This is a genomic window from Pseudomonas sp. MS646, from assembly GCF_036693845.1.
In the GTDB taxonomy this organism is placed as follows: Bacteria; Pseudomonadota; Gammaproteobacteria; order Pseudomonadales; family Pseudomonadaceae; genus Aquipseudomonas; species Aquipseudomonas chlororaphis_E.
Window position 1 is genome coordinate 1,414,250 of sequence record NZ_CP144763.1, and the last position, 26,230, is coordinate 1,440,479.

A 26,230-nucleotide genomic window follows, 5' to 3' on the forward strand; every position below is an offset into this window, starting at 1 on the left:
ACCGCCATCAAGAAAGGCCTTGGCCGCCATGGTCGGGTATCAGCCTGGCGAATGATCGCAGACATCCCGCACGCCGCTGTCTAGATTGCAAATTCAGGGCTCGGATGCTCGCCGTTGCCCAAAAACAATAAGAGACGGACCCATGCAGAACTCGACCCAAGCGGCGAATGCCTGGCGCATTTTGTTCCTGCTGTTCCTCGCCAACCTGTTCAACTTCTTCGACCGCACCATCCCGGCGATCATCATCGAGCCGATCCGCATGGAGTGGAGCCTCAGCGACTTCCAGATCGGCATCATCGGCACCGCCTTCACCATCGTCTACGCCATTGCCGGGCTGCCGCTGGGGCGCATGGCCGACACCGGCTCGCGCAGCAAACTGATGGGCTGGGGCCTGGCCACCTGGAGCGCGCTGACGGCGGTCAATGGCCTGGTGGGCAGTTTCTGGGCATTTCTGGTGGTGCGCATGGGCATCGGCATCGGCGAGGCCAGTTACGCGCCGGCGGCCAACTCGCTGATCGGCGACCTGTTCCCGGCCCATCGCCGGGCGCGAGCCATGGGCATCTTCATGCTGGGCCTGCCGATCGGGTTGCTGCTGGCCTTCTTCACCATCGGCGCGATGGTCAAGGCGTTCGACAGCTGGCGCGCGCCGTTCTTCATCGCGGCCGTGCCGGGGCTGGTGCTGGCGGTGTTCATGTTCTTCATCAAGGAACCCAAGCGCGGCGCGGCGGAAACCGTGCAGGTGTCCCAGGACAAGATCGACCGGCCGATCCGCCGGGTCCTGGCCATTCCGACGTTCCTGTGGCTGGTGCTGGCGGGGCTGTGCTTCAACTTCGCCACCTACGCCTGCAACTCCTTCCTGGTGCCGATGCTGCAACGCTATTTCCAGTTGTCGCTGCCTGATGCGGCGGTGGCCACCGGGATCATGGTCGGTGTGACGGGGCTGTTCGGGCTGACCCTGGGCGGCTGGGTCGCCGACAAGATCCATCAGCGGGTGGCCAGTGGTCGCCTGCTGTTCGCGGCGTTCAGCCTGGTCATCTCGACGGTCACCACCGCCTGGGCCTTGCACGCCGGGCGGATCGAAATCGGCGTGTTCGTCGCGGTGTTCAGTGTCGGCTGGCTGTTTGCCTATAACTTCTACACCTGCGTGTACACGGCGATCCAGGACGTGGTCGAGCCGCGCTTGCGGGCCACGGCGATGGCGCTGTTCTTTGCTGGGTTGTACCTGCTCGGTGGCGGGCTGGGGCCGGTGGTGGTGGGCGGGCTGTCGGACTACTTCGCCCGCACCGCCATGGCGGCGGCCGGCGCCCCGCAGATGACCGAAGCCTTCAAGGCCATCGGCTTGCACGACGCGATGTACCTGATTCCGGTGGCCCTGTTTATGACCATGGTGTTCCTGTTCCTGGCCTCGCGCTGTTTCGTGCGCGATGCCAAGCGGATGAAGGATGGCATGAGTGCGGTGGTGGAGCCGATGGGCGCAGCGGCGACAGCATAAGGCGCACAAGAAGCAGCCTTGCACAATTTACCTGTGGCGAGGGAGCAAGCTCCCTCGCCACAGGTGGCTGCGTTAACCAGAGGTTTGGTATTTACCGAACTTTCTCATCCCGCCCACGCAACAAATGGTTCGGCATCGCGGCGGCGGCCGCCAAACCCAGCAGCGACACCGCCGCGCTGATCAGCAACAGGTGCCGGAACGTCGCCTGCAGTTCCTGGCGCAGGGCGCCCTGTGCCTCACCCGGCGCGGCGTTCAGGCCGTCCAGCAGCACGTTGCCGGAGTGCCCTTCGCCGATCAGCGAGGTCCCGGCGAATTGGGCGAAGCTGGAGTCCTGCAGCAGGGCCAGTAGCAACGCCGACATCAAGGCTACGCCCACCGCCCCGCCAAGGGAGCGGAACAGGTTGGTGGTGCTGGTGGCGACCCCGATGTCCTGTTGCTGCACCGAGTTCTGCGAGCCCACCAGGGACGTGGGAAATTGCATCCCCGAGGCGATGCCGCTGAGCAGCATGAACAGGCTGCTCAGCCAAAAGGCGCCGGGGGGCGTGAAGGCCATGCCGAGGATGGCAAAGGGGAAGAGCAGGGCGCCGCTTAAGATCATCGGTTTGTAGCGCCCTGTCACCGAGGTCCGGCGCCCGGCGCAATAGGCGCCGATCGGCAGCCCCATGGCCAGGGGCAACAGGTGCAGCGCCGCGCTGTCGGCCCCGGCGCCGGTCACGCTCTGGAAGCGCAGCGGCACCAACACCGTCAGGGAAATTGCCTGGAAGCTGGTGAAGAACACCGTGCACCAGCACAGCACCGCGCTGCGGTTGGCAAACAGGTGCATCGGCAGCAGCGGTTCCCGGGCCCGGCGCTCGTGCCAGACGAAAATCCCCAGGCCCACCACCGCGCAACCGAGCAAGCCCAGCACGTCGCGGCTGTACCAGGCGTAACCCTGGCCGATCTGGGTAATGCCCAGCAGCAGGGCCGTCAGGCCGATGATCAGCAACACCGTGCCAAGGTAGTCGATGATCGGCGTGCGCTGCGGCACCGGCAGCCCGACCAGGGTGCGCCGGGCCACCCACCAGGCCGCCAGGCCCAGCGGCAGGTTGATCAGGAACACCCAGCGCCACGACAGGTATTCGGTCATGTAGCCGCCCAGCACCGGCCCGGCCACGCTGGCCACGGCGTACATGCTGCTGAAGTAACCCTGGTAGCGGCCGCGCTCGCGGGGCGGGATGATGTCGCCGATGATCGCCTGGCTCACGGAGATCATGCCGCCGGCGCCGATGCCTTGGACAATCCGCGCCAGCACCAATTGCTCCATGTCCTGGGCCAGGCCGCAGAACAGCGAAGCCAGGGTGAACAGGCCCATGCCGAACAGCATCAGCGGCCGTCGCCCGTAGAGGTCGCCGAGCTTGCCGTAGATCGGCACCGCCACGGTCATGGCGACCATGTAGCCGGAGATCACCCAGGCCAGCAGGCTGACGTCCTTGAATTGCGCCGAGATGGCCGGCATCGACACGGCGACGATGGTCTGGTCCAGGGCGCTGAGGAAAATCGCCAGCATCAGCGCGACCAGGATGCTGCGGATGGCCGGCTTCTGGGCTTGCGGGGTGTTGAGCTGGGTCACGGCAAAACCTGCGGGCGTCACGCCGGTAGGGCGAAGGGACGGAGTCCGCAGTTTATGTCGATAGCCGGCTATTCGATAGCCTCATAAGGAAGTCCGACGTAATTTTCCGCGATGGTTTTTCGACCGGCCTCGGAGTCGACGAAATACTCCAGTTCCGCTTCGCTGATGCGCTGGTTGAAGGCGTCATCGTCGAAACGGTGCAGCATCGAGGTCATCCACCAGGAGAACCGTTCGGCTTTCCAGATCCGGCGCAGGCAGATGGCGGAATAGCGTTCGAGCAAGTCCACGCGGCCGTCGCGATAGACCTTGAGCAGGATGTTGAACAGTGTGCTGACGTCGCTGGCCGCCAGGTTCAGGCCCTTGGCCCCGGTGGGTGGGACGATGTGCGCGGCATCGCCCACCAGGAACAGGCGGCCGTACTGCATGGGTTCGACAACGAAGCTGCGCAGCGGCGCGATGCTTTTCTCGATGGACGGGCCGGTCACCAGGGCCTCGGCCAGGTCGGCGGGAAGACGGTTCTTCAGTTCGGCCCAGAAGCGCGCGTCCGGCCAGTCGGCCAGTGGTTCTTCAGCCGGCACTTGCAGGTAGTAACGGCTGCGGGTCTTGGAACGCATGCTGCACAGGGCGAAACCGTGGGGGTGGCGGGCGTAGACCAGTTCGTCGTGCACCGGCGGGGTGTCGGCCAGCACGCCGAGCCAGCCGAACGGGTAGACCCGCTCGAACACCTTCAGTGTGTCCGCCGGGATCGACTGTCGCGCCACGCCATGGAAGCCGTCGCAGCCCGCCACGTAGTCGCAGTCCAGGCGCCAGGTTTGCCCGTCGCACTCGAACGTCACGTAGGGCTGGTCGGTCTGCAGGTCGTGGGGCTGGGCGTTGCCGGCCTGATAGAACGTCCGGGCGCCGGCGGCTTCGCGGGCGGCCATCAGGTCGCGGGTCACTTCGGTCTGGCCGTAGATCATGACGTTCTTGCCACCGGTCAGCGCCTTGAGGTCGATGTGCACCCGACGTTCGTTGAGCGCCAGCTCGAAACCGTCGTGGGGCAGGCCTTCAGCGTCCATGCGCTGGCTGACGCCGGCCTGGCGGAGCAGGTCGACCATGCCTTGTTCCAGCACACCGGCGCGGATGCGGCCCAGTACGTAGTCCGGTGCCTGGCGTTCGACAATGACGGTGTCGATGCCGGCGTTGTGCAACAACTGGCCGAGCAGCAGGCCAGAGGGGCCGGCACCGATAATCGCAACTTGGGTCTTGAGGGTTTTCATTGTTGTTATGACTCGCACGAAGTACGCGGCCAGGGTCCGCGTTAATTGTTATGGACCTGAGTGCCTGCATTTTTCGCTTGCGGAGCTGTCAGTTGAAGGGGAAAACTGAGCCGATACCTGTTCTTTCTGCCAATTGGTGCGATTATCGCCCGCAACCCCAGGCCCGGATCCGCGTTATGAAAAAACCTGAGCTGCCTTCGATCCCGGTGTTCAAGCTCTATGGCGAGAGCCAGGATTGGCCGACACCGGACCTGCTGCACTGTGAAACCATTTCCAAGCGCAGCAGCGAGCATCAATGGGAAATCAAGCCCCACCGGCATGCTGACCTGTGCCAGTTGCTGTTTGTGTTCAAGGGGTGGGCGGAGCTGGAAATCGAAGGCCAACGCACGCAATTCGACGAGCCGACGGTGCAGATCCTGCCGCCGTTGTCGGTGCATGGGTTCCGGTTTTCCGAGGATGTGGACGGCTACGTGGTGACCCTGGCGGCGCCACTGGTGACGCATCTGCAATCGCAGCTGGGGCATTCGGTCAACGTGCTGGCCCAGGCCGAAAGCTACCCGGCCGGTGAGAACGCCGATTACCTGAACAGCCTGTTCAGTGCCTTGCAGAGCGAGTACATGGGCCACCAACCGGCCCGGGAAATGCTGATGCACGCGCTGGTCAGCGTGATCATGGTCTGGGTCAGCCGCCAGGTCATGCAGCGCCGCACCCAGACCCAGCGCCCGCAACGGGCGCGGGAATACCTCAACGGGTTCATCCAGTTGGTGGAGGAAACCTATCGCCAGCACGTCAAGGTCGAAGACCTGGCCCATCGCCTGGGCATATCGGTGTCGCACCTCAACGGCACCTGCCGCGAGCTGGCGGGTCAGCCGGCGTTGCAGATCATGCATGAGCGGCAGTTGCTGGAAGCCAAGCGACTGCTGACCTACACCGGCATGACGATCTACGAGATTTCCGAGATGCTCGGGTTTTCCGATCCGACCAACTTCACCCGTCTGTTCCGCCGCCGCGTCGGTATCTCGCCCAAGGCGTTCCGCGACCGGCTCAAGACCGATCAGCAGGACGACTGAAACGCCTCAGCGCAGGGCGTTCAGGGAGCCGTTATGGGGGATGCAGCGTTCCAGGTTGCAGCTGGCGAATTCGCGGGGCAGTTGCCTGGCCTGTTCCACCCGGTAGGCTGCCGTGCCATACAGCGCAAGCGTGGCGGCGCAGGTGACGAATATGACGAAGCGTCTTCTTGTTTTGATGTTCATGGCGATGACCTCTGAACGAATACCCGGGGGTACTGTTTCAAGCATAGGTCAGCGCGGGTGAGTTGCCAGTGGGGCGGGCGTGGCAACTGTCCGGACATTCAGAACACTGATACCGCCAATGTGGGAGCGGGCTTGCTCGCGAAAGCGGTGTGTCAGCCGACATCATCGTTGACTGATACGACGCTTTCGCGAGCAAGCCCGCTCCCACCGGGTGATGGGGGGCGGGTGGATCAGGTTACGCCAGGTGTTCCGGCTTCATCGGGTCTCCCGGTTTCACATCCAGTTGCTTTCGCACGTCTTCGAACATGTCGTCGTAGTACTTGTGCAAGGAGCCGATGTTGGCGCTCTTGGGCAGGCCGTGTTTCTGCGCGATGTGTGTGGCGGGACGGGCGAAGTCGAAGGCCTGGTCCTTGGCCAGGAAAAACGTCTCGTCCACGGGCTTGTCCTCGATGGTGCCGTGCAGCCGGAACGACATGCCCTGGCCTTCCGTGGGGTCCTGGGCAAGCTCGTAGTCGATGCACAGATCGTAGCTGTGGTCATCCTTGTTCAGCGCGTGGCGCTCCATGTGCAGGTGACCGGGTCGGAACAGGGCCATGAGCGACTCTCCTGGAAAAAGGCGTAGAAGTAAGGCAGACCCCGGATCTGCCCCGGGAGTTTCCAATTATCGATAAGTGATGCCGGTTGTCGCGGTGCTGATGCGAGTACCGGCGGTGCCTTGGACGATAGCATCGATGTCCGAAAGCGACCCGATCACCGCGACCTTGCCGGTATTGCGCGCAAATTCGCAGGCGGCCTGCACCTTGGGGCCCATGGATCCGGCGACGAAGTCGAGTGTTTCCAGGGCGTCGGGGTGGGCACTGGCGATGGCCTTGCAGGTCGGCTTGCCGAAATCGATGAAGGCGGCGTTGACGTCGGTGGCGATCACCAGCAGATCGCTCTCCAGTTGTTCGGCCAGCAGCGCCGAGCACAGGTCCTTGTCGATGACCGCTTCAACGCCCTGCAGCTTGCCATCGGCGTCGTACATCGTCGGGATGCCGCCACCGCCGGCGCAGATCACGATACTGCCCTTTTCCAGCAGCCACTTGATCGGACGGATTTCAAAGATGCGCTTGGGCCTGGGGCTGGCGACCACCCGACGAAACCTGTCGCCGTCCGGGGCGATGGCCCAGCCTTTTTCAGCAGCCAGTGCCTGCGCCTCCTGCTGGCTGTAGACCGGGCCGATGGGCTTGGTGGGGTGTTGGAAGGCCGGGTCGTCGGCGTCCACTTCCACTTGGGTCAGCAGCGTGGCGAAGGGGACGTCGGCGTCCAGCAGGTTGCCCAGTTCCTGCTCGATGATGTAGCCGATCATGCCTTCGGTCTCGGCACCCAACACGTCCAGCGGGTACGGGGTGACCGAGGGGTAGGCGGCCGCTTGCAACGACAGCAGGCCGACCTGCGGGCCGTTGCCGTGGGCGATCACCAGTTGGTTGCCGGGGTGGATCCTGGCGATCTGTTCAGTCGCGGTGCGGATGTTGCCGCGTTGGTTGTCGGCGGTCATGGGTTCCCCCCGACGCAGGAGGGCGTTACCGCCCAGGGCAACGACGATTCGCATGGTGCTGTCCTTTACAAAAAGTGGAACGAACAACGCAAGGGCCCCTTGTGGAAGCGGGTTTGCTCGCCAAAGCGATGTCACAGACAACATGGATGTTGGCTGACAGGCCGCCTTCGCGAGCAAGCCCGCTCACAGGGCCTTACAGGTCTGCCAGCGTCGACACCAAAATGGCCTTGATGGTGTGCATGCGGTTTTCCGCCTGTTCGAAGGCGATGCATGCTGGCGATTCGAACACGTCGTCGGTGACTTCGATGCCGTTGGCCAGGTGCGGGTACTGCTCGGCGATCTGTTTGCCGATCTTGGTGTCGCTGTTATGGAACGCCGGCAGGCAATGCATGAAGCGGGTGCGCGGGTTGCCGGTGGCTTTCATCAGGTCGGCGTTGACCTGGTAAGGCAGCAACAGTTCGATTCGCTCGGCCCAGGCTTCGACCGGCTCGCCCATGGAGACCCAGACATCGGTGTGGATGAAGTCCACGCCCTTGACCGCCGCCTTCGGGTCCGCGGTAAGGGTGATGCGCGCGCCGCTTTCCTCGGCGTACTGATGGCAGCGCTGCACCAGGTCGTCGTGGGGCCACAGTGCCTTGGGCGCGCAGATGCGCACGTCCATGCCCAGTTTGGCGCCGATCAGCAACAACGAGTTGCCCATGTTGTTACGGGCATCGCCCAGGTACGCATAGCTGATCTCATGGATCGGTTTGTCGGCGTGCTCACGCATGGTCAGCACATCGGCAATCATCTGCGTCGGGTGGTATTCATCGGTCAGGCCGTTGAACACCGGCACGCCGGCGAACTTCGCCAGTTCCTCGACGATCTCCTGCTTGAAGCCACGGTACTCGATGGCGTCGTACATGCGCCCGAGCACCCGGGCGGTGTCCTTCATGCTCTCCTTGTGGCCGATCTGCGAGGAGTTGGGGTCGATGTAGGTGACATTGGCGCCCTGGTCGTAGGCCGCCACTTCGAACGCGCAACGGGTGCGCGTCGACGTTTTCTCGAAGATCAGCGCGATGTTGTTGCCCTTGAGGTGCTGCTGCTCGGTGCCGGTGTACTTGGCCCGCTTGAGGTCCCGGGACAAGTCCAGCAAGTAACGCAGTTCACGGGGTGTGTGGTGCTCGAGGCTGAGCAGGTTACGGTTGTGGGTGTTGAACGCCATGGTGCATCTCCTTGGGTTTCGGCGGGCCCTGGCACGTATTCGGTCAGCCAGGGCGCGGGCACGAAGGTCAGTAGTCGATCGGGTCGCGAATGATCGGGCAGGTCATGCAATGGCCACCGCCGCGGCCTCGGCCCAGCTCGCTGGCGCTGATGGTGATGACTTCCACCCCGGCCTTGCGCAGCAGCGTGTTGGTGTAGGTGTTGCGGTCGTAGCCGATCACCACGCCCGGTTCCAGGGCCACCACGTTGTTGCCGTCGTCCCACTGTTCGCGTTCGGCGGCAAAGCTGTTGCCGCCGGTTTCCACCACACGCAGGGCCGGGAGCTTGAGGGCGGCCGCCACCGTGTCGAGGAAACTGCCTTGCTCGCGGCGCACGTCGATGCCGCCGGGTTTGCTCTCGTCGGGGCGCAGGGAGAAGGCCACGATCTGGCTCACCACCTCTGGGAAAATGGTCACCAGGTCGCGGTCGCAGAAACTGAACACGGTGTCCAGGTGCATGGCGGCCCGGGACTTCGGCAAGCCGGCGACGATGACCCGTTCCACGGCCTTGTGCTTGAACAGGTTCAGCGCCAGTTGGCCGATGGCTTGGCGTGATGAGCGCTCGCCCATGCCGATCAGTACCACGCCGTTGCCAATCGGCATCACGTCACCGCCTTCGAGGGTGGCGCTGCCATGGTCCTGGTCGGGGTCGCCGTACCAGACCTGGAAGTCGGCGTGGGTGAACGCGGGATGGAACTTGTAAATGGCGCTGGCCAGCAGGGTTTCCTGGCGACGCGCCGGCCAGTACATCGGGTTCAGGGTCACGCCGCCGTAGATCCAGCAGGTGGTGTCGCGGGTGAACTGGGTGTTGGGCAACGGCGGCAGGATGAAGCTGGAGTGCCCGAGGAAATCACGAAACATCTGGAGGGTCTTGCCACCGAAGCTGTCGGGCAGGTCATCGGCCGAGACGCCGCCGATGAGGTATTCGGCGATCCGGCGCGGTTCCAGGCTGCGCAACCACGAACCGACTTCATTCACCAGACCCAGGCCCACCGAGTTGGCGGTGATCTTGCGTTGCAGGATCCAGTCCAGGGCTTCGGGAATGGCGACGACGTCGGTCAGCAGGTTGTGCATTTCCAGCACATCGATGCCCCGCTCGCGCATCTTGGTGACGAAGTCGAAATGGTCGCGCTTGGCCTGGTTGACCCACAGCACGTCATCGAACAGCAGTTCATCGCAATTGTTCGGAGTCAGCCGCTGATGGGCCAGGCCTGGGGAACACACCATGACTTTGCGCAATCTCCCGGCTTCGGAATGAACGCCGTACTGCATTTTTTCCGTGGTCATTACACATCCTCCCATTAAAACGTTCAGCGATCACAAGGTCAGAAAGCCGGCGTAAAGCCCGTAGGCCGCCACCAGGGCGCCTGCGACCACAGCGGTGAAAATCAGCTTCTCGACCGCGGTGAAAACCGCTTGGCCGACTTCGTGCCTGGCCTTGGCGAACAGCACCGCGCCCGGGGCGTAGAGCAAGGCGGAAAGCAGCAGGTACTTGATGCCGCCGGCGTACAGCAGCCACACCGCGTAGACCAGGGCGACGGCGGCGATGAACAGGTCCTTGCGGCGCTCGGCGAGGGCGTTCTGATAGGTCTCGCCGCGCACCGCCAGCAGCAGCGCATAGGCCACCGACCACAGGTAGGGCACCAGGATCATCGAGGTGGCGAGGTAGATCAGCGACAGGTAGGTACTGGCCGAGAACAGGGTGACGACCAGAAACAGCTGGACCATGGCGTTGGTCAGCCACAGGGCATTGGCCGGTACGTGGTTGGCATTCTCGCGCCGCAGGAAGGCCGGCATGGTGTGGTCCTTGGCGGCGGCGAACAGGATCTCGGCGCACAGCAGCACCCAGGACAACAGGGCACCGAGCAGCGAAATGATCAGGCCGACGCTGATCAGCACCGCGCCCCAGTGGCCCACGACGTGCTCCAGCACCGCCGCCATTGACGGGTTCTGCAGCTTCGCCAGCTCCGGCTGGGTCATGATCCCCAGGGACAGCACGTTCACCAGGACCAGGAACAGCAATACGGTGATGAAGCCGATCACCGTGGCTTTGCCCACGTCCGAGCGTCGTTCGGCGCGGGCGGAAAAAATGCTCGCCCCTTCGATGCCGATGAACACCCACACGGTGACCAGCATCATGCTGCGCACCTGGTTCATCACGCTGCCCAGTTGCGGGTTCTTCGCGCCCCAGATGTCGCTGGTGAAAATGTCGAGCCTGAAGGCGAAGACGGCGATCAGCACGAACAAGGCCAGCGGCACGACCTTGGCAACCGTGGTGACCAGGTTGATGAAGGCGGCCTCCTTGATGCCGCGCAGCACCAGAAAATGCACGGCCCACAGCAGCACCGACGCGCCGACCACCGCGGCAACCGTGTTGCCCTCACCGAACATCGGGAAGAAGTAACCCAAGGTGCTGAACAGCAAGACGAAGTAGCCGACGTTGCCCAGCCAGGCGCTGATCCAGTAGCCCCAGGCCGATGAGAAACCCATGTAGTCGCCGAACCCGGCCTTGGCGTAGGCGTATACGCCGCCGTCCAGGTCGGGCTTGCGGTTGGCCAGGGTCTGGAACACGAAGGCGAGGGTCAGCATGCCCACCGCGGTGATCGCCCAGCCAATCAGGACGGCGCCGACGTCGGCACTGGCGGCCATGTTCTGGGGCAAGGAAAAAATCCCCCCGCCGATCATCGAGCCCACTACCAGCGCGACCAACGCACCCAAACGAAGTTTTCCGGGGGTATCAGACATTGCATGACTCCGAGGCAGCCGAGGAGAGTCACAGCGTATGTCGATTCAACGCGTCGATAGCTGACCCAGGTCAGGGGGCGAGGCTGCTTACCATTGCGCTCGATGGGCGCCGAGGTTCGTCGCCGCGAGCGTCCACTGCCAGGGCGTGCCGGTGATCTTCAGCGGCACCTGCAACCGTTGCGCCGGTCCCCATGGCGTCTGCTCGACCAGCATGCCCAGGTCGTCTGCGTCCTCGGGCCGTAGCGCGGCCGAGTCCCCCGCGCCGCGCTCGATCAGCAGTTTGGCGGTCCGCGCCAGAGACAGGCGTGCCGAGCCGCCTTGTCCGTTTGCCAGGCGCCGGGCCAACAGCACCACGGCGCTGGCAGCCATCAGGTAGCCCGTGCCATGGTCCAGTGCCTGGACGGGCAGCGGCGTCGGGGTGTCGGCCTGTTTCCAGGCCATGCCGGCCGCGGCGATGCCAGTGCTCATCTGCACCAGGCTGTCGAAGCCGCGCCGGTTCTGCCACGGGCCGCTCCAACCGTAGGCGTTGAGGCTGACATCGATCAGGCCCGGGGCGATCCTGTGCCGTTGCTCGGCGCCGTAGCCGAGGCGTTCAAGGGCGTCGGCGCGGTAGCCGTGGAGCAGAATGTCGGTGTTTTCAAGCAAGGCTTCGAACACCGCGCGGTCGTCGGGCTGGTGCAGGTCCAGACGCGCGCAGCGTTTGCCCAGGGTGACCTCCGGCACGACGCCGGGCTCGTCCCAGGTCGGAGGGTCGATGCGCAAGACATCGGCGCCGAGGCCGGCGAGGAAGCGGCTGGCCACGGGACCGGCCAGCACGCGGGTCAGGTCCAGCACCTTGAGGCCGGCCAGTGGCTGGGCCACGGAGCCCGGCCAGGGCCTGGGGGACACACCGCTGGTGTGGGCGAACTGCACCAGCGGCTCGGCGTTCACTGCCAGGCCTTGGGGATGCGCTTGCCAGGCCTGCCACGAACGCATCTCGGCGGCGCAGCCACCGGCGTCGACGACGGCCTGTTCGAGTTCGGTCTTGCTCCAGCGGGCTACCTGGGCGGCCATGGCGGCGCGATCAGCGCAGGGCCCGAGGACTTTTTCCGCTGCCTGTCGATGATGCGGCGCATTGGTGTGCAGGCGGATCCAGCCGTCGGCCGTGGCATAGTCGCCAGCCACCGGGTCCCACATCGGCGGCACGCTCCAGCCGGTGGGGCGCAGGGACGTGGAGAACCAGAAGGAGGCCAGGCGACGGTCGACTTCAAGCGGCGGCAGGCGTCCGGTTTGCCGGTGGATGAGTTCGGCGATGGCCTGGCCGGCTGCGGCGAGGCTGGCGCTGGCCAGTTCGGTGACCGCAAATGCCGAAGGCAGGGCGCCTTCGCCCGTGAAGGCGATGGGCGTCGTGGGCAAGCCGAGGGAAGCTTGGACGGTTGTGAGCAGGTCAGTCATCGTGGGCCCTCCGGAATGAGAGGACGAGCATAGATCAAATGGGTTTATTCGGGGGGCAGGGCTGTCGGGGGCGCGCTTGCGCCCTCGCCACCGGGCGCGACCAGATCCACAGGTTGCCCAGGCCCATGCCGACGAGGGCCAGGTAGACCGGCCAGCCGTGGTCGAGCATCACCAGCATCAAGCCGGCGCAGAGCAGCATGCTGGCCGTGGCGGCGACCTTGGCCCGACGCGGGATGACCTTGCCGTTGCGCCAGTTATGCAACATCGGCCCGAACAGCCGGTGCTGCTCCAACCAGGCGCTCAGGCGCGGCGAACTGCGGGTCGCGGCCCAGGCAGCGAGCAGGATGAATTCGGTCGTCGGCAGGCCGGGCACGACGATGGCGATCAGGCCGATGGCCAGGCTGGTATAGGCGAGCAGGCCGAAGAGCAGTTGGGCGAGTCTTGAAGGGCGGTTCATAACTTTCTTTCAGGCATACACTTTCCCAGATAGACGGCGTGAGTCAGGCCGGTTCAGTGGCGTAAGCCTGCTCCAGCAACACCGTAAACCGATTGAACGCATTCAGCGCGCCTTTATCCGCCTCGGCTTCCTGCTCTGGGGTGAAGACCAGGTTGTCGAGGGTGCGGGTGAAGGTTTTCCAGCCTTCGGCCCGCCCGCCGGCCGGTTCGGCCAGGTGCCGGGCGCCGAAGGTTTCGCTCAAGCCCAGGCCCACGGCGCGCTTGATCAGGAAGGCGGCGCCGAGCTTGGAGCCTTCGGAGACGAACAGCCAGCCGAGGGCCTCGGCCTGGGTCGGTTTGTGCACCGCGCCGGCCACCGGCGCCGGTACTTCGGTGGCAAGGTCCGCCAGGTCGGCCCGCGCGGCCTCGGCCCTGCAGCGGGCGGGCAGGTCGGGGATCAGGCGGGCCAACGCGGCATCGTTGTACAACGCCACCAGTTCCGACTGGAACAGGTATTGGGCGACGACGAAGCGGGCATAGCTGGCCGTGGTTTCGAACGGTGCGTGCGCCTTGACCAGGGCGTCGAGCCTGGCGTGGGGTTCGTGGGTGATCTGGTTGAGGCGCTGGGCGCGGGAAGTGGGGCGTTGGGTGTTCATGAGTAGGCCTTCCTGTTAAACGGGTCGCTGTGGTGGCGAGGGAGCTTGCTCCCGCTCGGTCGCGCAGCGACCGTGAAATTGCGGGGCCGCTGCGCAGCCCAGCGGGAGCAAGCTCCCTCGCCACAAGGGTGAATCCATGCCGCAGTGATCGAATCAGATATCCCAGATCAGGTTCACCGCGAAATTGCGTCCGGGCGCCGTCAGGCGGTCGAGGTTGGCGGGGCTCAATACCGCCGCTTCGCCGACGCTGTCGTAGCCGCGTACGTCATCCCATAGCCAGTATTTCTTGTCGGTGAGGTTGTAGAGGCCGCCGCTGACGGTGATGTCCTGGGTCACTTTGTAGAAACCGCTCAGGTCGAGGAGGCCGAAACCCGGGGTCTTGAACTGGCTGCTCACGCCATCGGGCGAGTTGAAGTTGCTGTCGTCGACACGGTCTTTTTTCTTGACCAGGGTCCAGCTGAGCAAGGTGCCGTAGTGGTCCTGCTCATAGCCGAGGCCGAACACGCCGGTCAGTGGATTGACGCTGTTGAGCGGCTGGCCGGTGTCGTTGTTGCGACCGTAGGCATACGCCACCGAGCCCTGGGTATACAGGCCCTTCGGCGCGCCCAGGACATCCAGGTCCAGGCGTCCCTTGATCTCCGCGCCCTTGATCGTGGCGTGCTTGATGTTGTTGCTCTGGAAGGTCAACTGGTCGGCGCCGGGGGTGATGGCGTCTTCGTTGATGAAGTCGCGGTACTTGTTGTAGAACACCGCCACGTCGAACGAGCCTGAGTCGAAGCGGCCACGCAGGCCGGTCTCATAGCTCTGGCTTTTTTCCGGCTCCAGGTTGGGATTGGGCTCCACGCTGTAGCCAACGCCCGCGTTGTCGAAGCGACCGTACAAGGCCTTGGCGGTCGGGGTACGGAAACCTTCGGCGTACTGGCCGTAGCCGGTGTACTGGTCGCTGAAGGCATAGGTCAGACCGAACTTGGGCGAGACACGGTGCCAGGTCTTCTCACTGTCGCTGACGGTGCCGGCGCCGGTCGGGTCGGCGGTGTTCAGGAAGGCCTGGGTGACGTGCGGCTTGAGCTGGGTGTAGTCGTAGCGCAGCCCCGGGGTGAAGGTCCACTGGTTCCAGCTGATCTGGTCCTGGGCGAACACGCTGTAGGTGTTGATGGTCGGGTCCGGGAAGTCACTGGCCTTGGCCAATACATCCGCCGCGCTGATGGCGCCCACGGCGGTGCAGCCGCGGCCCACGGCCAGGCACACGCCATTGCCGCTGCGCGAGCCGGTGACCTTCTGTTGCTTGAGCGTGGTGCCGTAGGTCAGGGCGTGGTCGGTGTCGGCGAGGCTGAAGGCCTTGTCCAGTTGCGCGTCGAAGACCCACTGCTTTTCTTCGTAGAGGGTATCGCGGGTGCGCAGCACCTGGCGGGTGATCGGGAAATAGAACTCCTCGGTGCTCTCGTTCGTCTTGGCGACCTGATGGTTCAGGCTCCACTTCATGTGGTCGGCCAGCAGGCTGTCGAGTGCGAAGCTGTGTTCCAGGCCGAAACGCTCGCGGGTGATGGTGTCGTTGCCGGTGCGCCACTGGTACATGCCGCCCGGCAGCAAAGTGACGGGAATGGCCGGCCCGCCGTTGGAGTAAGGGCCGCCGTAGGCGCTTTTCAGGTCGGTGTCGCGATCGTCCTTGTACTTCTCGTAGACCAGGCCCAGGCGCGCATCATCGTCGTAGTTCCAGCCGAGCTTGGCGAGCACGTTGCTGGCGCGCACGTCTTCCGGGTTGGCGGCGGTGCGGTCCAGACCGGTGCCGTTGTGGCTGCCGTAGGATTCGGTTTCGTGGCCGTCGCGCTGGCTGTAGTGCAACAGGCCGTCGAAGGCTGCGCTGCGCCCGGCGACGGTGGCGGACTTGAGCCAACTGTCGTCGGCGGAGCTGTAGCCGGTCTTCAGGCGCGCGCCGACGTCCTGGCCCGGCTTGATGATGTCGTCCGGGTCCAGGGTGAAGTAGCTGACGGCGCCGCCAATGGCATTGCTGCCATACAGCACCGAGGCCGGGCCGCGGAGGATTTCCACGCGCTTGACGATTTCCGGGTCGAGGTAGTTGCGCTGGGTCTTGGCGTAGGGACCGTTGAAGAAACCGTCGGGTATGGCCACGCCGTCGACCTGGGTCAGGATCCGGTTGCCGTCGATGCCGCGGATGTTGTAGCCGCTGATGCCGCCGCGCTGGCCGGCACCGCCCACCGAAACGCCCGGCTCGTAGCGCGCCAGGTCCTTGATGGTGTTGACGTTGCCGCGATCCAGTGCCTCGCGGTCGTGGACGGTGACGGTGCTCGGCACGCCGGTGATGTCCTGTTCCTGGCGAGTGGCGCTGATGGTCACCTGTGGCAGGTTCATCGCGCTGGCGGTGCTGCGTTTTTCCAGGACGATGCTGTGGTCGCCCAGTTTGCGATAGCTCAGGTGGGTCCCCAGCAACAGTCGCTCCAGGGCTTTTTCCGCGGGCAGCGAGCCGTTCACCCCCGGTGAGGCGACACCGTCGGCCAGTTCCGCCGGCAGGCCGACCTGCCAGCCCGTGACGGCGGTGAAGGCGTTCAGGGCCGAGACCAGTGGTTGCCGGGCGATGGCGAACGTGTAGTCGCCCATGTTCCGTGCAGGCGCTTGTGCAGCAGTGGCCGCGAAGGCGGCCGGCACCGTGCCGGCCACCAGGAGGGCGGCGGTCAACAGCGACAGCGTGCAAGAAGGGGCGAGGAACCGGCAAGTAAGGCGAGAGGACATCGATAACGCTCCGTGTCGCATCTGTTATAGGTGCAGATCCGCATGGCTGGATGCGAATCAATTGCATTGGCTATAACGAGACGAACCAGCGAAGCCTATCGAGTAAAAATAATTCTCATTTAGTTGAAAATCACCAGCGCCGGGAATTCCTGCAGGCGCGCCGAGGTGATGTGGGCCAGGGAACGAACCACATCCAGCGGTTGATCGAGGCGGTAGTTACCTGTCACCGCGACGCCGGCCAGGCGATCATTGGTGTTGATGATCCAACCAGGGTAATAGCGTTGCAGTTCGGCCAGTACCTGGCCCAATGGCCGGTTCTCGAACACCAGCCGGCCCTGGACCCAGGCCAGGTCGGTGGCGCTGTCGAGCCGGGATGGGCGGTCGAAGCCGTTGGGACCGATGCGGATGCTTTCCCCGGCCGACAGCCGTACGTGGCTGTCGTTGCGACTGGCCCGCAGGTCGACGTCGCCACGCTGCACCTGAACCTGGGCCACGCCGTCGAGGTAGCGCACCGCGAACGTGGTGTCGCTGACGCTGGCCGTGACCGGGCCGGCGTCGATTTCCAGCGGCAGGTTGCGGTTGGCCGGCACCTCGAAAAACGCCTCGCCCTTGTACAGGCGGGCCACGTGCCGCTGCTCGTTGAACGTGCTGGAGAACGCCGAATCGGTGTTGAGCAGCACCTTGGAACCGTCCTCCAGTTGCAGGCGCTGGCGCTCACCGACCACGGTCAGGTGGTCGGCCTGCCAGCGCACAGGCAGGTCGCTGAAGTTGAACAGGCCCAGCAACAGCACCGCGGCGGTCGCCAGGGGTTTCCAGTGGGCGCGCAGGCGTGAGCGGCGGGTGAGCCTGGGGGCGACGGCGAGCCGCCGGGCACTTTCCAGCACCTGCGGGCCGTCCCAGATCGCTTTTGCCCGGGCGAACGCTTCGCCATGGCGCGGATCGGCCGCCAGCCACGCCTGGAACTGCCGGGTCTGCTCCTCGCTGGGGTGCTCCAGCAGGATCAGCCAGTCGAGTGCCTGCTCCATGGCATGGGCGGTGTACGCCGTAGCGGTGTCTGAGGTGTGAGGGTTGTCCGTCACGTTGGCTACTCGGTGTGGGTGGTAGGAGGCAAGCTACAAGCGGCAAGCGGCGGATGGCAAGCCCAGCGCCACGGTGAGCGTGTCGCTCACGGCTGACAGCTTCCCACACAGATCGCCATGATCAGCTTCAGTTCCTTTTGCACCGTGCTCGACGACACGCCCAGTTGCCCGGCAATGTCCTGATAACTGTGCCCGTGCAGGCGGCTGAGGATGAAGATCCGCTGCTGGCGTGGGCTCAGCGCTTGCAGGCTGACATTGAGGCGTTCGAGCATCTGCCCGGCATGGACGGCGTCCTCGGCGCTGCCTTGGGGCGCGACCACGTTGTGGACCACCTCCAGGGGGACGTCGTCCAGCACGGTGCGCGACTGCACGCGGCGGGCGCGCAGGTGATCCCGCGCCAGGTTGCGGGCGGTCTGGAAAACAAACGGTTCAAGGTGCTCGACCGGCCGCTCGGCCAGTGCGCGGGAGACGCGCAGGTAGGTTTCCTGGAGCAGGTCTTCGGCGGTGCTGGGGTTGTTGACCATGCGCTCGAGGGTGCGCAGCAGCGGCATGCGCTGGGCGAGAAAGACGTGATGAAAGCGCGATTGACTCACGGTAGGGCCCGATCCGGTTCGAGTAGATGATAATGATTGTCATCTACATGATGGGTCAAGCCTTGATTCATTCTGGCTGTTTTACAACCTTGTGGGAGCGGGCTTGCTCGCGAAAGCGGTGTGTCAGTTGGTTGAAGTCTGACTGATCCGCCGCCTTCGCGAGCAAGCCCGCTCCCACAGGAACTCAACTGCCGTTTCCAATCACTCCGCGTTGCACAACGCCAGGCAGTTATCGAGCATGCGGTTGGAGAAACCCCATTCGTTGTCATACCAGGCCAGTACCTTGAGCAGCTTGCCGCTGGCCTTGGTGTGGTTGGCGTCGAAGATCGACGACAGCGGGTTGTGGTTGAAGTCACTGGAAACCAGCGGCAGGCTGTTGTAGCCGAGGATCTTCGAATGCTGGCTGGCCTGGCGCAGCAGGTCGTTGACTTCTTCGGCCGAGGCTTCGCGCTTGAGCTGCACGGTGAGGTCCACCAGGGACACGTTGATCACCGGCACGCGCACGGCCATGCCGGTCAGCTTGCCGGCCAGTTCCGGCAGTACCAGGCCTACCGCTTCGGCGGCGCCGGTCTTGCTCGGGATCATGTTCTGGGTAGCAGAACGGGCGCGGTACGGGTCGGTGTGGTAGACGTCGGTCAGGTTCTGGTCGTTGGTGTAGGCGTGGATGGTGGTCATCAGGCCGCTTTCGATGCCCAGCTCGCGGTGCAGCACCTGGGCCACCGGGGCCAGGCAGTTGGTGGTGCACGACGCATTGGAAATGATCTGGTGCGACTGGCGCAGGATGTCGTGGTTCACGCCATACACCACGGTGGCGTCGGCGCCCTTGGCCGGGGCCGAGATGATCACCTTGCGGGCGCCGGCGCTGAGGTGGGCGGCGGCCTTGGCACGGTCGGTGAACAGACCGGTGCACTCGAACACCACGTCGATCTTTTCAGCGGCCCAAGGCAGGTCGGCCGGGTTACGGATGGCGCTGACCGAGATGCGGTCGCCATTGACCGTCAGGCTTTCATGATCGTGCTGTACATCGGCATCGAATGTGCCGTGGACGGTGTCGTACTTGAGCAGATGAGCGTTGATCGCACTGTCGCCCAGGTCGTTGATGGCGACGATCTGCAAGTCGCGACGATAGCCTTGGGTATACAGTGCACGGAGGACGTTGCGGCCGATGCGGCCAAAACCATTGATTGCGATTCGAAGAGTCATTAACTGCGCCGCCGTCGATTTGTTGTTGGAATTACAAGATTATTCGCATAAAAATAGAAAACAAGCCTTTTTAGTGGCAATATTTTGTTTTATCTACAACGAGTGACCTGAATCAACTGGTCCGAATGGTCAACAATCCCCCTGGCGCCCATTGCGCCGCGGGCTTTTGACCAGCATAGACAATCAGGTCGCCACACCCGTTAGCCTGGAGTTCTACACATGCATCCCCGCGTTCTTGAGGTCACCGAACGGCTTATCGCCCGCAGCCGCGCCACGCGTCAGGCTTACCTTGCATTGATCCGCGGTGCAGCCAGCGACGGTCCGATGCGCGGCAAATTGCAGTGCGCCAACTTCGCCCACGGCGTGGCCGGTTGCGGCACGGAAGACAAGCACCACCTGCGGATGATGAACGCCGCCAACATCGCCATCGTGTCGTCCTATAACGACATGCTCTCGGCCCACCAGCCCTATGAAACCTTTCCGCAACAGATCAAGCAGGCGCTGCGCGAGATCGGCTCGGTCGGCCAGTTTGCCGGGGGCACGCCGGCGATGTGCGACGGCGTGACCCAGGGCGAGGCCGGGATGGAGCTGAGCCTGCCGAGCCGCGAGGTGATCGCGTTGTCCACGGCGGTGGCGCTGTCGCACAACATGTTCGACGGCGCGCTGATGCTGGGCATCTGCGACAAGATCGTGCCGGGCCTGATGATGGGCGCGCTGCGCTTCGGTCATTTGCCGATGATCTTCGTGCCTGGCGGGCCGATGGTCTCGGGCATTTCCAACAAGGAAAAAGCCGACGTGCGCCAACGCTATGCCGAAGGCAAGGCGAGCCGCGAAGAGCTGCTGGAATCGGAGATGAAGTCCTACCACAGCCCGGGCACCTGCACCTTCTACGGCACCGCCAACACCAACCAGCTGTTGATGGAAGTGATGGGCCTGCACCTGCCGGGCGCTTCGTTCGTCAACCCGAACACGCCACTGCGCGACGCCCTGACCCGCGAAGCGGCGTTCCAGGTCACGCGCATGACCAAGCAAAGCGGCAACTTCATGCCCATCGGCGAAATCGTCGACGAGCGCTCGCTGGTCAACTCCATCGTCGCGCTGCATGCCACCGGCGGCTCGACCAACCACACCTTGCACATGCCGGCCATCGCCATGGCGGCGGGCATCCAGCTGACCTGGCAGGACATGGCCGACCTCTCCGAGGTGGTGCCGACCCTCAGCCACGTCTACCCGAACGGCAAGGCCGACATTAACCACTTCCAGGCGGCGGGCGGCATGTCGTTCCTGATCCGCGAACTGCTCGAAGCCGGCCTGCTCCACGAGAACGTCAACACCGTGCTCGGCCACGGCCTCAGCCGCTACACCCAGGAACCGTTCCTCGAAGACGGCAAACTGGTGTGGCGCGACGGCCCGATCGAAAGTCTCGACGAAAACATCCTGCGCCCGGTGGCCCGCGCGTTCTCGCCGGAAGGCGGGTTGCGGGTCATGGAGGGCAACCTGGGCCGTGGCGTGATGAAAGTCTCGGCGGTGGCCCTGGAAAACCAGATCGTCGAAGCGCCGGCCATGGTGTTCCAGGACCAGCAGGACCTGGCGGACGCGTTCAAGGCCGGTTTGCTGGAGAAGGATTTCGTCGCGGTGATGCGCTTCCAGGGGCCGCGTTCCAACGGCATGCCGGAACTGCACAAGATGACCCCGTACCTCGGCTCGCTGCAGGACCGCGGCTTCAAGGTGGCTTTGGTTACCGACGGGCGCATGTCCGGCGCCTCGGGGAAAATCCCGGCGGCCATCCATGTCAGCCCCGAAGCCTACGTCGGTGGTGCATTGGCCCGGGTGCAGGAGGGCGATATCATCCGCGTCGATGGCGTCAAAGGCACCCTGGAACTGAAGGTGGACGCCGAGGAATTCGCCGCGCGCGAGCCGGCCAAGGGCCTGTTGGGCAACAACATCGGCACCGGTCGCGAGCTGTTCGGCTTCATGCGCATGGCCTTCAGCTCGGCAGAGCAGGGCGCCAGCGCCTTCACTGCTGCCCTGGAGACGATTAATTGAAACTGGCTTTGGTCGGTGACATCGGTGGGACCAACGCACGCTTCGCGTTGTGGAAGAACCACAACCTGGAAAACATCCAGGTGCTGGCCACCGCGGATTACGCCTGCCCGGAAGACGCCATCAAGGTCTACCTGGCCGGCCTGGGCATGGCGCCGGGGGCCATCGGCTCGGTGTGCCTGTCGGTGGCGGGGCCGGTGGGTGGCGACACCTTTCGTTTCACCAACAACCACTGGCTTCTGAGCAACCTTTCGTTCTGCGAGACCCTGCAGGTGGAGAAGCTGTTGCTGGTCAACGACTTCTCGGCCATGGCCCTGGGCATGACCTGCCTGCGCCCCGATGAGTATCGGGTCGTGTGCGAAGGCACCCCGGAGCCTCGCCGCCCGGCCGTGGTGATCGGGCCGGGCACCGGGCTGGGGGTGGGGACGTTGCTGGACCTCGGTGAAGGTCGGTTCGCGGCCTTGCCGGGGGAGGGCGGCCATGTCGACCTGCCGATGAGCAGCCCGCGGGAAACCCAGCTCTGGCAGCACATCTACAACGAAATCGGCCACGTCAGCGCCGAAACCGCCCTGAGCGGCAGCGGCTTGCCGCGGGTGTACCGGGCCATCTGTGCGGTGGACGGCCATGAGCCGGTGCTCGATACGCCCGAATCCATCACCGCCGCGGGCCTGGCGGGCGATCCCGTGGCCCTGGAAGTGCTCGAACAGTTCTGCCGCTGGCTGGGACGCGTGGCCGGCAACAATGTGTTGACGGTCGGTGGGCGCGGTGGCGTCTTCATCGTTGGCGGGGTGGTCCCGCGGTTTGCCGATTTCTTCCTGGAAAGCGGTTTTGCCCGTTGCTTTGCCGACAAGGGGTGCATGAGCGATTACTTCAAGGGTATTCCGGTCTGGCTGGTCACCGCCCCGTACTCCGGCCTGATGGGGGCGGGCGTGGCGTTGGAGCAGTCGGTACAAGTTTAAAATTTGTAAGGCCCTGTGGGAGCGGGCTTGCTCGCGAAAGCGGTGTGTCAGTCGACGAAAATGTTGAATGAAACCCTGCATTCGCGAGCAAGCCCGCTCCCACAAGGGGTAGTGGTGTTTATAGATCCGGCTCATCAGGCATAATCCGCCAATCCCACCAGCAAGGACGAGGCCCTGTGAGTTCAGTGAACAAATCGATTTTGTTGGTCGATGACGACCAGGAGATTCGCGAGCTGCTGGACACCTACCTCAGCCGCGCGGGTTTCCAGGTGCGCACCACGCCGGACGGCGCCGGCTTTCGCCAGGCGCTGAACGAAGCACCGAGCGACCTGGTGATCCTCGACGTGATGCTCCCGGACGAGGACGGCTTCAGCCTGTGCCGCTGGGTTCGCCAGCACCCGCGCCAGGCGCACGTGCCGATCATCATGCTGACGGCCAGTTCCGACGAGGCCGACCGGGTCATCGGCCTTGAACTGGGCGCCGATGACTACCTGGGCAAGCCGTTCAGCCCACGCGAGTTGCAGGCGCGCATCAAGGCGTTGCTGCGCCGGGCGCAGTTCGGCCAGGAACGGTCCGGCGGTGAAGTGCTGGCGTTCGATGAATGGCGGCTGGACATGGTCAGCCATCGGCTGTTCCACGCCGACGGCGAAGAAGTGATTCTTTCCGGCGCCGATTTCGCCTTGCTCAAGCTGTTCCTCGATCATCCCCAGGAAATCCTCGACCGCGACACCATCGGTAACGCCACCCGTGGCCGCGAGCTGATGCCCCTGGACCGGATCGTCGACATGGCCGTCAGTCGCCTGCGCCAGCGCCTGCGCGACACCGACAAGCCACCGCGGCTGATCCGCACGGTACGCGGCAGTGGTTACCAGTTGGCAGCCAGTGTGGTTGCCAGCAATGGTCATTGATGGGGTCAAAAAGGTCATAGGACGGGTGCCGGTGCCGCGTTCGCTGCTCGGCCGGATGCTGTTGCTGACCTTGCTGGTGGTGCTGTTCGCGCAAACGCTGTCCAGCCTGATCTGGGTGTCGCAACTGCGTGCCACGCAGCTCGAAGGCTTGGTCACCAGCGCCCGCAGCCTCGCCCATTCGATGACCGCCAGCGTCAGCTACCTGCGTTCGCTGCCGGTGGCCTACCGGCCCCTGGTCCTCGATCAGTTGCGCAGCATGGGCGGTACGCGGTTCGTCGTCACCCTCAATGACAAACCCCTGGGCATGGACGTGCTGCCGGTGACGCCACGCAAGCTGGCGGTACTCAAGGCGGTGGACGAGGTGTTGCGCCGCTCCCTGGGCACTAACGCCGACATCTCGGTGAAGTTTGTCAGCCCTGAAGACCTGCGGATCTTCAACGGCGGGCTGAAGCTCGATGAGCTGCCACGCTCCTGGGCCCATTACGCGTTGACGCTCGAACCGGTGAACCCGCCGGTGCTGGTCACGCAGATCCAGATGGCGCCGGGCGAATGGCTGTACATCGCTTCGTTGCTGCCCGAGCCCTACACCAGCCTCGAAGAGCAGGACCTGCCCAAGCAGCAGGTCGGTTTCATCGTGCTCACCAGCAGCCTGCTGTTGCTGTTCATCGGCCTGCTGGTGCACTGGCAGAGCCGTCCCCTCAAGCGTTTGGCCCGCGCGGCGCGGGACATGTCCCTGGGCGCCGAAGTGGAACCGGTGGCGGAGGGAGGGGGCAGCGAAGTGGTGGAAGTAGGGCGGGCGTTCAACGCCATGCGTGAACGCATCAGCCGCTACTTGACCGAGCGCAGCCAGTTGTTCAGCGCGATCTCCCATGACCTGCGCACACCGATCACCCGGTTGCGCCTGCGCGTCGAATTGCTGGAAGACGAAAACCTGCAAGCCAAGTTCGGTCGCGACCTCGATGAGCTGGAACTGCTGGTCAAGGGTGCGTTGCAGTGCGTCAAGGACACCGATATCCACGAGAACATCGAGCCGGTGGACCTCAACCACGTGCTCGATTGCCTGGTCGAGCCTTACCTGGCGCCCAACGGCAATGGCCGGGTGACCCAGGACGGACGCGCGCTGGCGCCGTATCACGGCAAGCCGCTGGCGCTCAAGCGCTGCATCGGCAACCTGATCGACAACGCGCTCAAGTACGGGCAGAACGCCCACCTGCACATCGAGGACGATGAAAGTGCGTTCGTCCTGCACGTCGATGACGAAGGGCCTGGCGTGCCGGAACAGCGCCTCGAGCAAGTCTTCGAGCCGCACTTCCGCCTGGCCGGGCAGCAGCAGGGGTATGGGCTGGGGCTGGGCATCGCCCGCAACATTGCCCATAGCCACGGCGGCGAAGTGAGCCTGCAGAACCTGCGCGAGGGCGGGTTGCGGGTGACCCTGCAGTTGCCCCGCAGTGTGGATTGATCAGACCGCGTTATCGTTCATCGCGAGCAAGCTCGCTCCCACAAGGAGATCGGTGCTCCATGACGTCCACTGTGGGAGCGAGCTTGCTCGCGATGGCGCCAGTAACCTCAACGCCTCTCCCAGGTAAATGTCACAAGTCAGTGACATAACTCGCCCCTTTCGTTACCTGCCCGCCGTCCGCCCTTGTTTAGACTCCCTGCGTCAAAACAACAAAAAAGGGACCTGCGATGGACACCTTCCTCCCGGCTTTCAGCAGTTGGCTGAACGCGCCTGCCCACCAGCACTGGCTCGCTGCCGAAGGCTTGCGATTGCTGGCGTTCGCCAAGGCGTCGAAGCTGCCGGACGGCTTTGGCAACCTCGACGACCAGGGACGCCTCCCGGCCGGGGCGCTGGCCGAGACCATGAACACCGCCCGCATGACCCACAGCTTCGCCATGGCCCACATCCAAGGTTTGCCTGGCTTTGCCGAGCTGGTGGACCACGGCGTCCAGGCCCTCAGCGGGCCGTTGCGCGACGCCGAGCACGGCGGCTGGTTCGCCACCGCGCAGCCCCATGACGAACAAACCGGCAAGGCCGCCTACCTGCATGCCTTCGTCGCGTTGGCCGCCAGCTCCGCCGTGGTGGCCCAGCGTCCCGGCGCCCAGGCGCTGCTCGACGAAGCAGTGCGGGTCATCGACACGCATTTCTGGAGCGAAGAAGAAGGTGCCCTGCGCGAGTCCTTCAGTCGTGACTGGCGCGACGAAGAGGCGTACCGCGGTGCCAACAGCAACATGCACGCCACCGAAGCGTTCCTGGCCCTGGCCGACGCCACCGACGACCCGCGCTGGCTGGTCCGCGCCCTGCGCATCGTCGAGCGGGTGATTCACGGCCATGCCGCGGCCAACGATTACCTGGTGGTGGAGCACTTCGACCGTGACTGGCAGCCGCTGCGCGACTACAACCACGACAACCCCGCCGACGGCTTTCGTCCGTACGGCACCACCCCCGGCCATGGGTTCGAATGGGCGCGGTTGTTGCTGCACCTCGAGGCGGCGCGGGTCCAGATCGGCATGCTGACGCCGGGCTGGCTGGCCCAGGATGCACAGAAACTCTTCGACCAGAACTGCCGCCACGGCTGGGACGTCGACGGCGCGCCCGGCCTTGTCTACACCCTGGACTGGGACAACCGCGCGGTGGTCCGCCACCGCCTGCACTGGGTGCACGCCGAGGCTGCCGCCGCCGCCAGTGCCTTGCTCAAACGGACCGATGAAGCGAAATACGAAGCCTGGTACCGAACTTTCTGGGAATTCTGTGACAAACACTTCATCGACCGCTGCAATGGGAGCTGGCATCACGAACTCGACCCACAAAACCGCCCCAGCGCCGATATCTGGCCGGGCAAGGCGGACCTGTACCACGCCTGGCAGGCGGTGCTGATTCCGCGCCTGCCCCTGGCACCCAGCATGGCGACGGCTCTGGCGCGGCTCTCCAGCCCTTCACCCGTGTAACCATGTCGTGACATTTGCACGTCCCTTCGTTACCTGCGAAGGGATTCCCTCTGATTAGAATCCATGCAGCGCAAGCACCGACTTGCATGC

22 protein-coding genes and 1 pseudogene are annotated in these 26,230 nt (G+C 64.4%); 7 read left to right on the forward strand and 16 right to left on the reverse strand.

Annotated features, from left to right (window positions below; genetic code table 11):
• Positions 1-142: 142 nt before the first annotated feature.
• A complete protein-coding gene (locus V3H56_RS06245) occupies positions 143-1,492 on the forward strand; it encodes an MFS transporter (protein WP_047736940.1) in 1,350 nt (449 codons plus the stop codon).
• 91 nt (positions 1,493-1,583) lie between these two features.
• Here the strand turns inward: V3H56_RS06245 and V3H56_RS06250 are convergent, their stop codons facing one another.
• Both V3H56_RS06250 and pobA read right to left on the reverse strand, forming a co-directional pair.
• Complete coding sequence (locus V3H56_RS06250; protein ID WP_338474352.1) at positions 1,584-3,101, reverse strand: MDR family MFS transporter; 1,518 nt, start codon at positions 3,099-3,101, stop codon at positions 1,584-1,586.
• Between the two features lie 68 nt (positions 3,102-3,169).
• Positions 3,170-4,360 (reverse strand): 4-hydroxybenzoate 3-monooxygenase, encoded by a 1,191-nt coding sequence (gene pobA, locus V3H56_RS06255; RefSeq protein ID WP_042731066.1) that lies wholly within the window; start codon positions 4,358-4,360, stop codon positions 3,170-3,172.
• 176 nt (positions 4,361-4,536) lie between these two features.
• Between pobA and V3H56_RS06260 the strand changes: the two genes are divergently transcribed.
• Complete coding sequence (locus V3H56_RS06260; RefSeq protein ID WP_042731067.1) at positions 4,537-5,430, forward strand: helix-turn-helix domain-containing protein; 894 nt, start codon at positions 4,537-4,539, stop codon at positions 5,428-5,430.
• Between the two features lie 6 nt (positions 5,431-5,436).
• On the opposite strand, the gene V3H56_RS06265 is transcribed toward V3H56_RS06260, so the two are convergent.
• From V3H56_RS06265 to gap, 14 genes and pseudogenes are all read right to left on the reverse strand, one after another.
• Positions 5,437-5,613 carry a hypothetical protein gene (locus V3H56_RS06265; RefSeq protein ID WP_172679727.1) on the reverse strand — a complete coding sequence of 59 codons (177 nt, stop codon included), beginning with the start codon at positions 5,611-5,613 and terminating at the stop codon, positions 5,437-5,439.
• Positions 5,614-5,734: 121 nt separating this feature from the next.
• A pseudogene (locus V3H56_RS06270) lies at positions 5,735-5,821 on the reverse strand (metal ABC transporter ATP-binding protein); the annotation flags it as partial.
• 27 nt (positions 5,822-5,848) lie between these two features.
• On the reverse strand, positions 5,849-6,208 hold the full coding sequence (locus tag V3H56_RS06275) for a DUF5064 family protein (RefSeq protein ID WP_042731068.1): 360 nt from the start codon (positions 6,206-6,208) through the stop codon (positions 5,849-5,851).
• Positions 6,209-6,274: 66 nt separating this feature from the next.
• Positions 6,275-7,204 (reverse strand): carbamate kinase, encoded by a 930-nt coding sequence (gene arcC, locus V3H56_RS06280; RefSeq protein WP_338474353.1) that lies wholly within the window; start codon positions 7,202-7,204, stop codon positions 6,275-6,277.
• A 139-nt stretch (positions 7,205-7,343) separates the two neighbouring features.
• Positions 7,344-8,354: an ornithine carbamoyltransferase gene (locus V3H56_RS06285; RefSeq protein WP_042731070.1), complete on the reverse strand. Its 1,011-nt coding sequence runs from the start codon at positions 8,352-8,354 to the stop codon at positions 7,344-7,346.
• A gap of 67 nt (positions 8,355-8,421) precedes the next feature.
• Complete coding sequence (gene arcA, locus V3H56_RS06290; protein ID WP_338474354.1) at positions 8,422-9,678, reverse strand: arginine deiminase; 1,257 nt, start codon at positions 9,676-9,678, stop codon at positions 8,422-8,424.
• A gap of 30 nt (positions 9,679-9,708) precedes the next feature.
• Positions 9,709-11,136 (reverse strand): arginine-ornithine antiporter, encoded by a 1,428-nt coding sequence (gene arcD / locus V3H56_RS06295; protein ID WP_123579555.1) that lies wholly within the window; start codon positions 11,134-11,136, stop codon positions 9,709-9,711.
• 87 nt (positions 11,137-11,223) lie between these two features.
• The gene (locus V3H56_RS06300; protein WP_338474355.1) at positions 11,224-12,570 is read right to left on the reverse strand and encodes a CoA transferase; all 1,347 of its coding nucleotides are present in this window, start codon (positions 12,568-12,570) and stop codon (positions 11,224-11,226) included.
• Positions 12,571-12,604: 34 nt separating this feature from the next.
• A complete protein-coding gene (locus V3H56_RS06305; RefSeq protein ID WP_338474356.1) occupies positions 12,605-13,027 on the reverse strand; it encodes a YbaN family protein in 423 nt (140 codons plus the stop codon).
• A gap of 43 nt (positions 13,028-13,070) precedes the next feature.
• Positions 13,071-13,661 carry a biliverdin-producing heme oxygenase gene (locus V3H56_RS06310; protein WP_047736925.1) on the reverse strand — a complete coding sequence of 197 codons (591 nt, stop codon included), beginning with the start codon at positions 13,659-13,661 and terminating at the stop codon, positions 13,071-13,073.
• Between the two features lie 153 nt (positions 13,662-13,814).
• Positions 13,815-16,409, reverse strand: a complete 2,595-nt coding sequence (locus V3H56_RS06315) for a TonB-dependent receptor (RefSeq protein WP_338474357.1) — start codon at positions 16,407-16,409, stop codon at positions 13,815-13,817.
• A gap of 119 nt (positions 16,410-16,528) precedes the next feature.
• Positions 16,529-17,434, reverse strand: a complete 906-nt coding sequence (locus V3H56_RS06320; protein ID WP_152622937.1) for a FecR domain-containing protein — start codon at positions 17,432-17,434, stop codon at positions 16,529-16,531.
• 140 nt (positions 17,435-17,574) lie between these two features.
• On the reverse strand, positions 17,575-18,081 hold the full coding sequence (locus V3H56_RS06325; RefSeq protein ID WP_042730797.1) for a sigma-70 family RNA polymerase sigma factor: 507 nt from the start codon (positions 18,079-18,081) through the stop codon (positions 17,575-17,577).
• Positions 18,082-18,282: 201 nt separating this feature from the next.
• Entirely contained in the window at positions 18,283-19,284 is a 1,002-nt protein-coding gene (gene gap / locus V3H56_RS06330) for a type I glyceraldehyde-3-phosphate dehydrogenase (protein WP_338474358.1), read from the reverse strand.
• 219 nt (positions 19,285-19,503) lie between these two features.
• Between gap and edd the strand changes: the two genes are divergently transcribed.
• The 5 genes from edd to V3H56_RS06355 all read left to right on the forward strand — a co-directional run bounded on the left by edd (position 19,504) and on the right by V3H56_RS06355 (position 26,140).
• The gene (edd, locus tag V3H56_RS06335; RefSeq protein WP_047736917.1) at positions 19,504-21,330 is read left to right on the forward strand and encodes a phosphogluconate dehydratase; all 1,827 of its coding nucleotides are present in this window, start codon (positions 19,504-19,506) and stop codon (positions 21,328-21,330) included.
• Positions 21,327-22,286 (forward strand): glucokinase, encoded by a 960-nt coding sequence (locus tag V3H56_RS06340; RefSeq protein ID WP_338474359.1) that lies wholly within the window; start codon positions 21,327-21,329, stop codon positions 22,284-22,286. The genes edd and V3H56_RS06340 overlap by 4 nt, the downstream gene beginning before the upstream one ends.
• Before the next feature lie 176 nt (positions 22,287-22,462).
• The gene (locus V3H56_RS06345) at positions 22,463-23,194 is read left to right on the forward strand and encodes a response regulator transcription factor (protein WP_042730801.1); all 732 of its coding nucleotides are present in this window, start codon (positions 22,463-22,465) and stop codon (positions 23,192-23,194) included.
• On the forward strand, positions 23,184-24,653 hold the full coding sequence (locus V3H56_RS06350; RefSeq protein ID WP_338474360.1) for an ATP-binding protein: 1,470 nt from the start codon (positions 23,184-23,186) through the stop codon (positions 24,651-24,653). The genes V3H56_RS06345 and V3H56_RS06350 overlap by 11 nt, the downstream gene beginning before the upstream one ends.
• A 227-nt stretch (positions 24,654-24,880) precedes the next feature.
• Positions 24,881-26,140: an AGE family epimerase/isomerase gene (locus tag V3H56_RS06355; protein WP_338474361.1), complete on the forward strand. Its 1,260-nt coding sequence runs from the start codon at positions 24,881-24,883 to the stop codon at positions 26,138-26,140.
• Positions 26,141-26,230 lie beyond the last annotated feature (90 nt).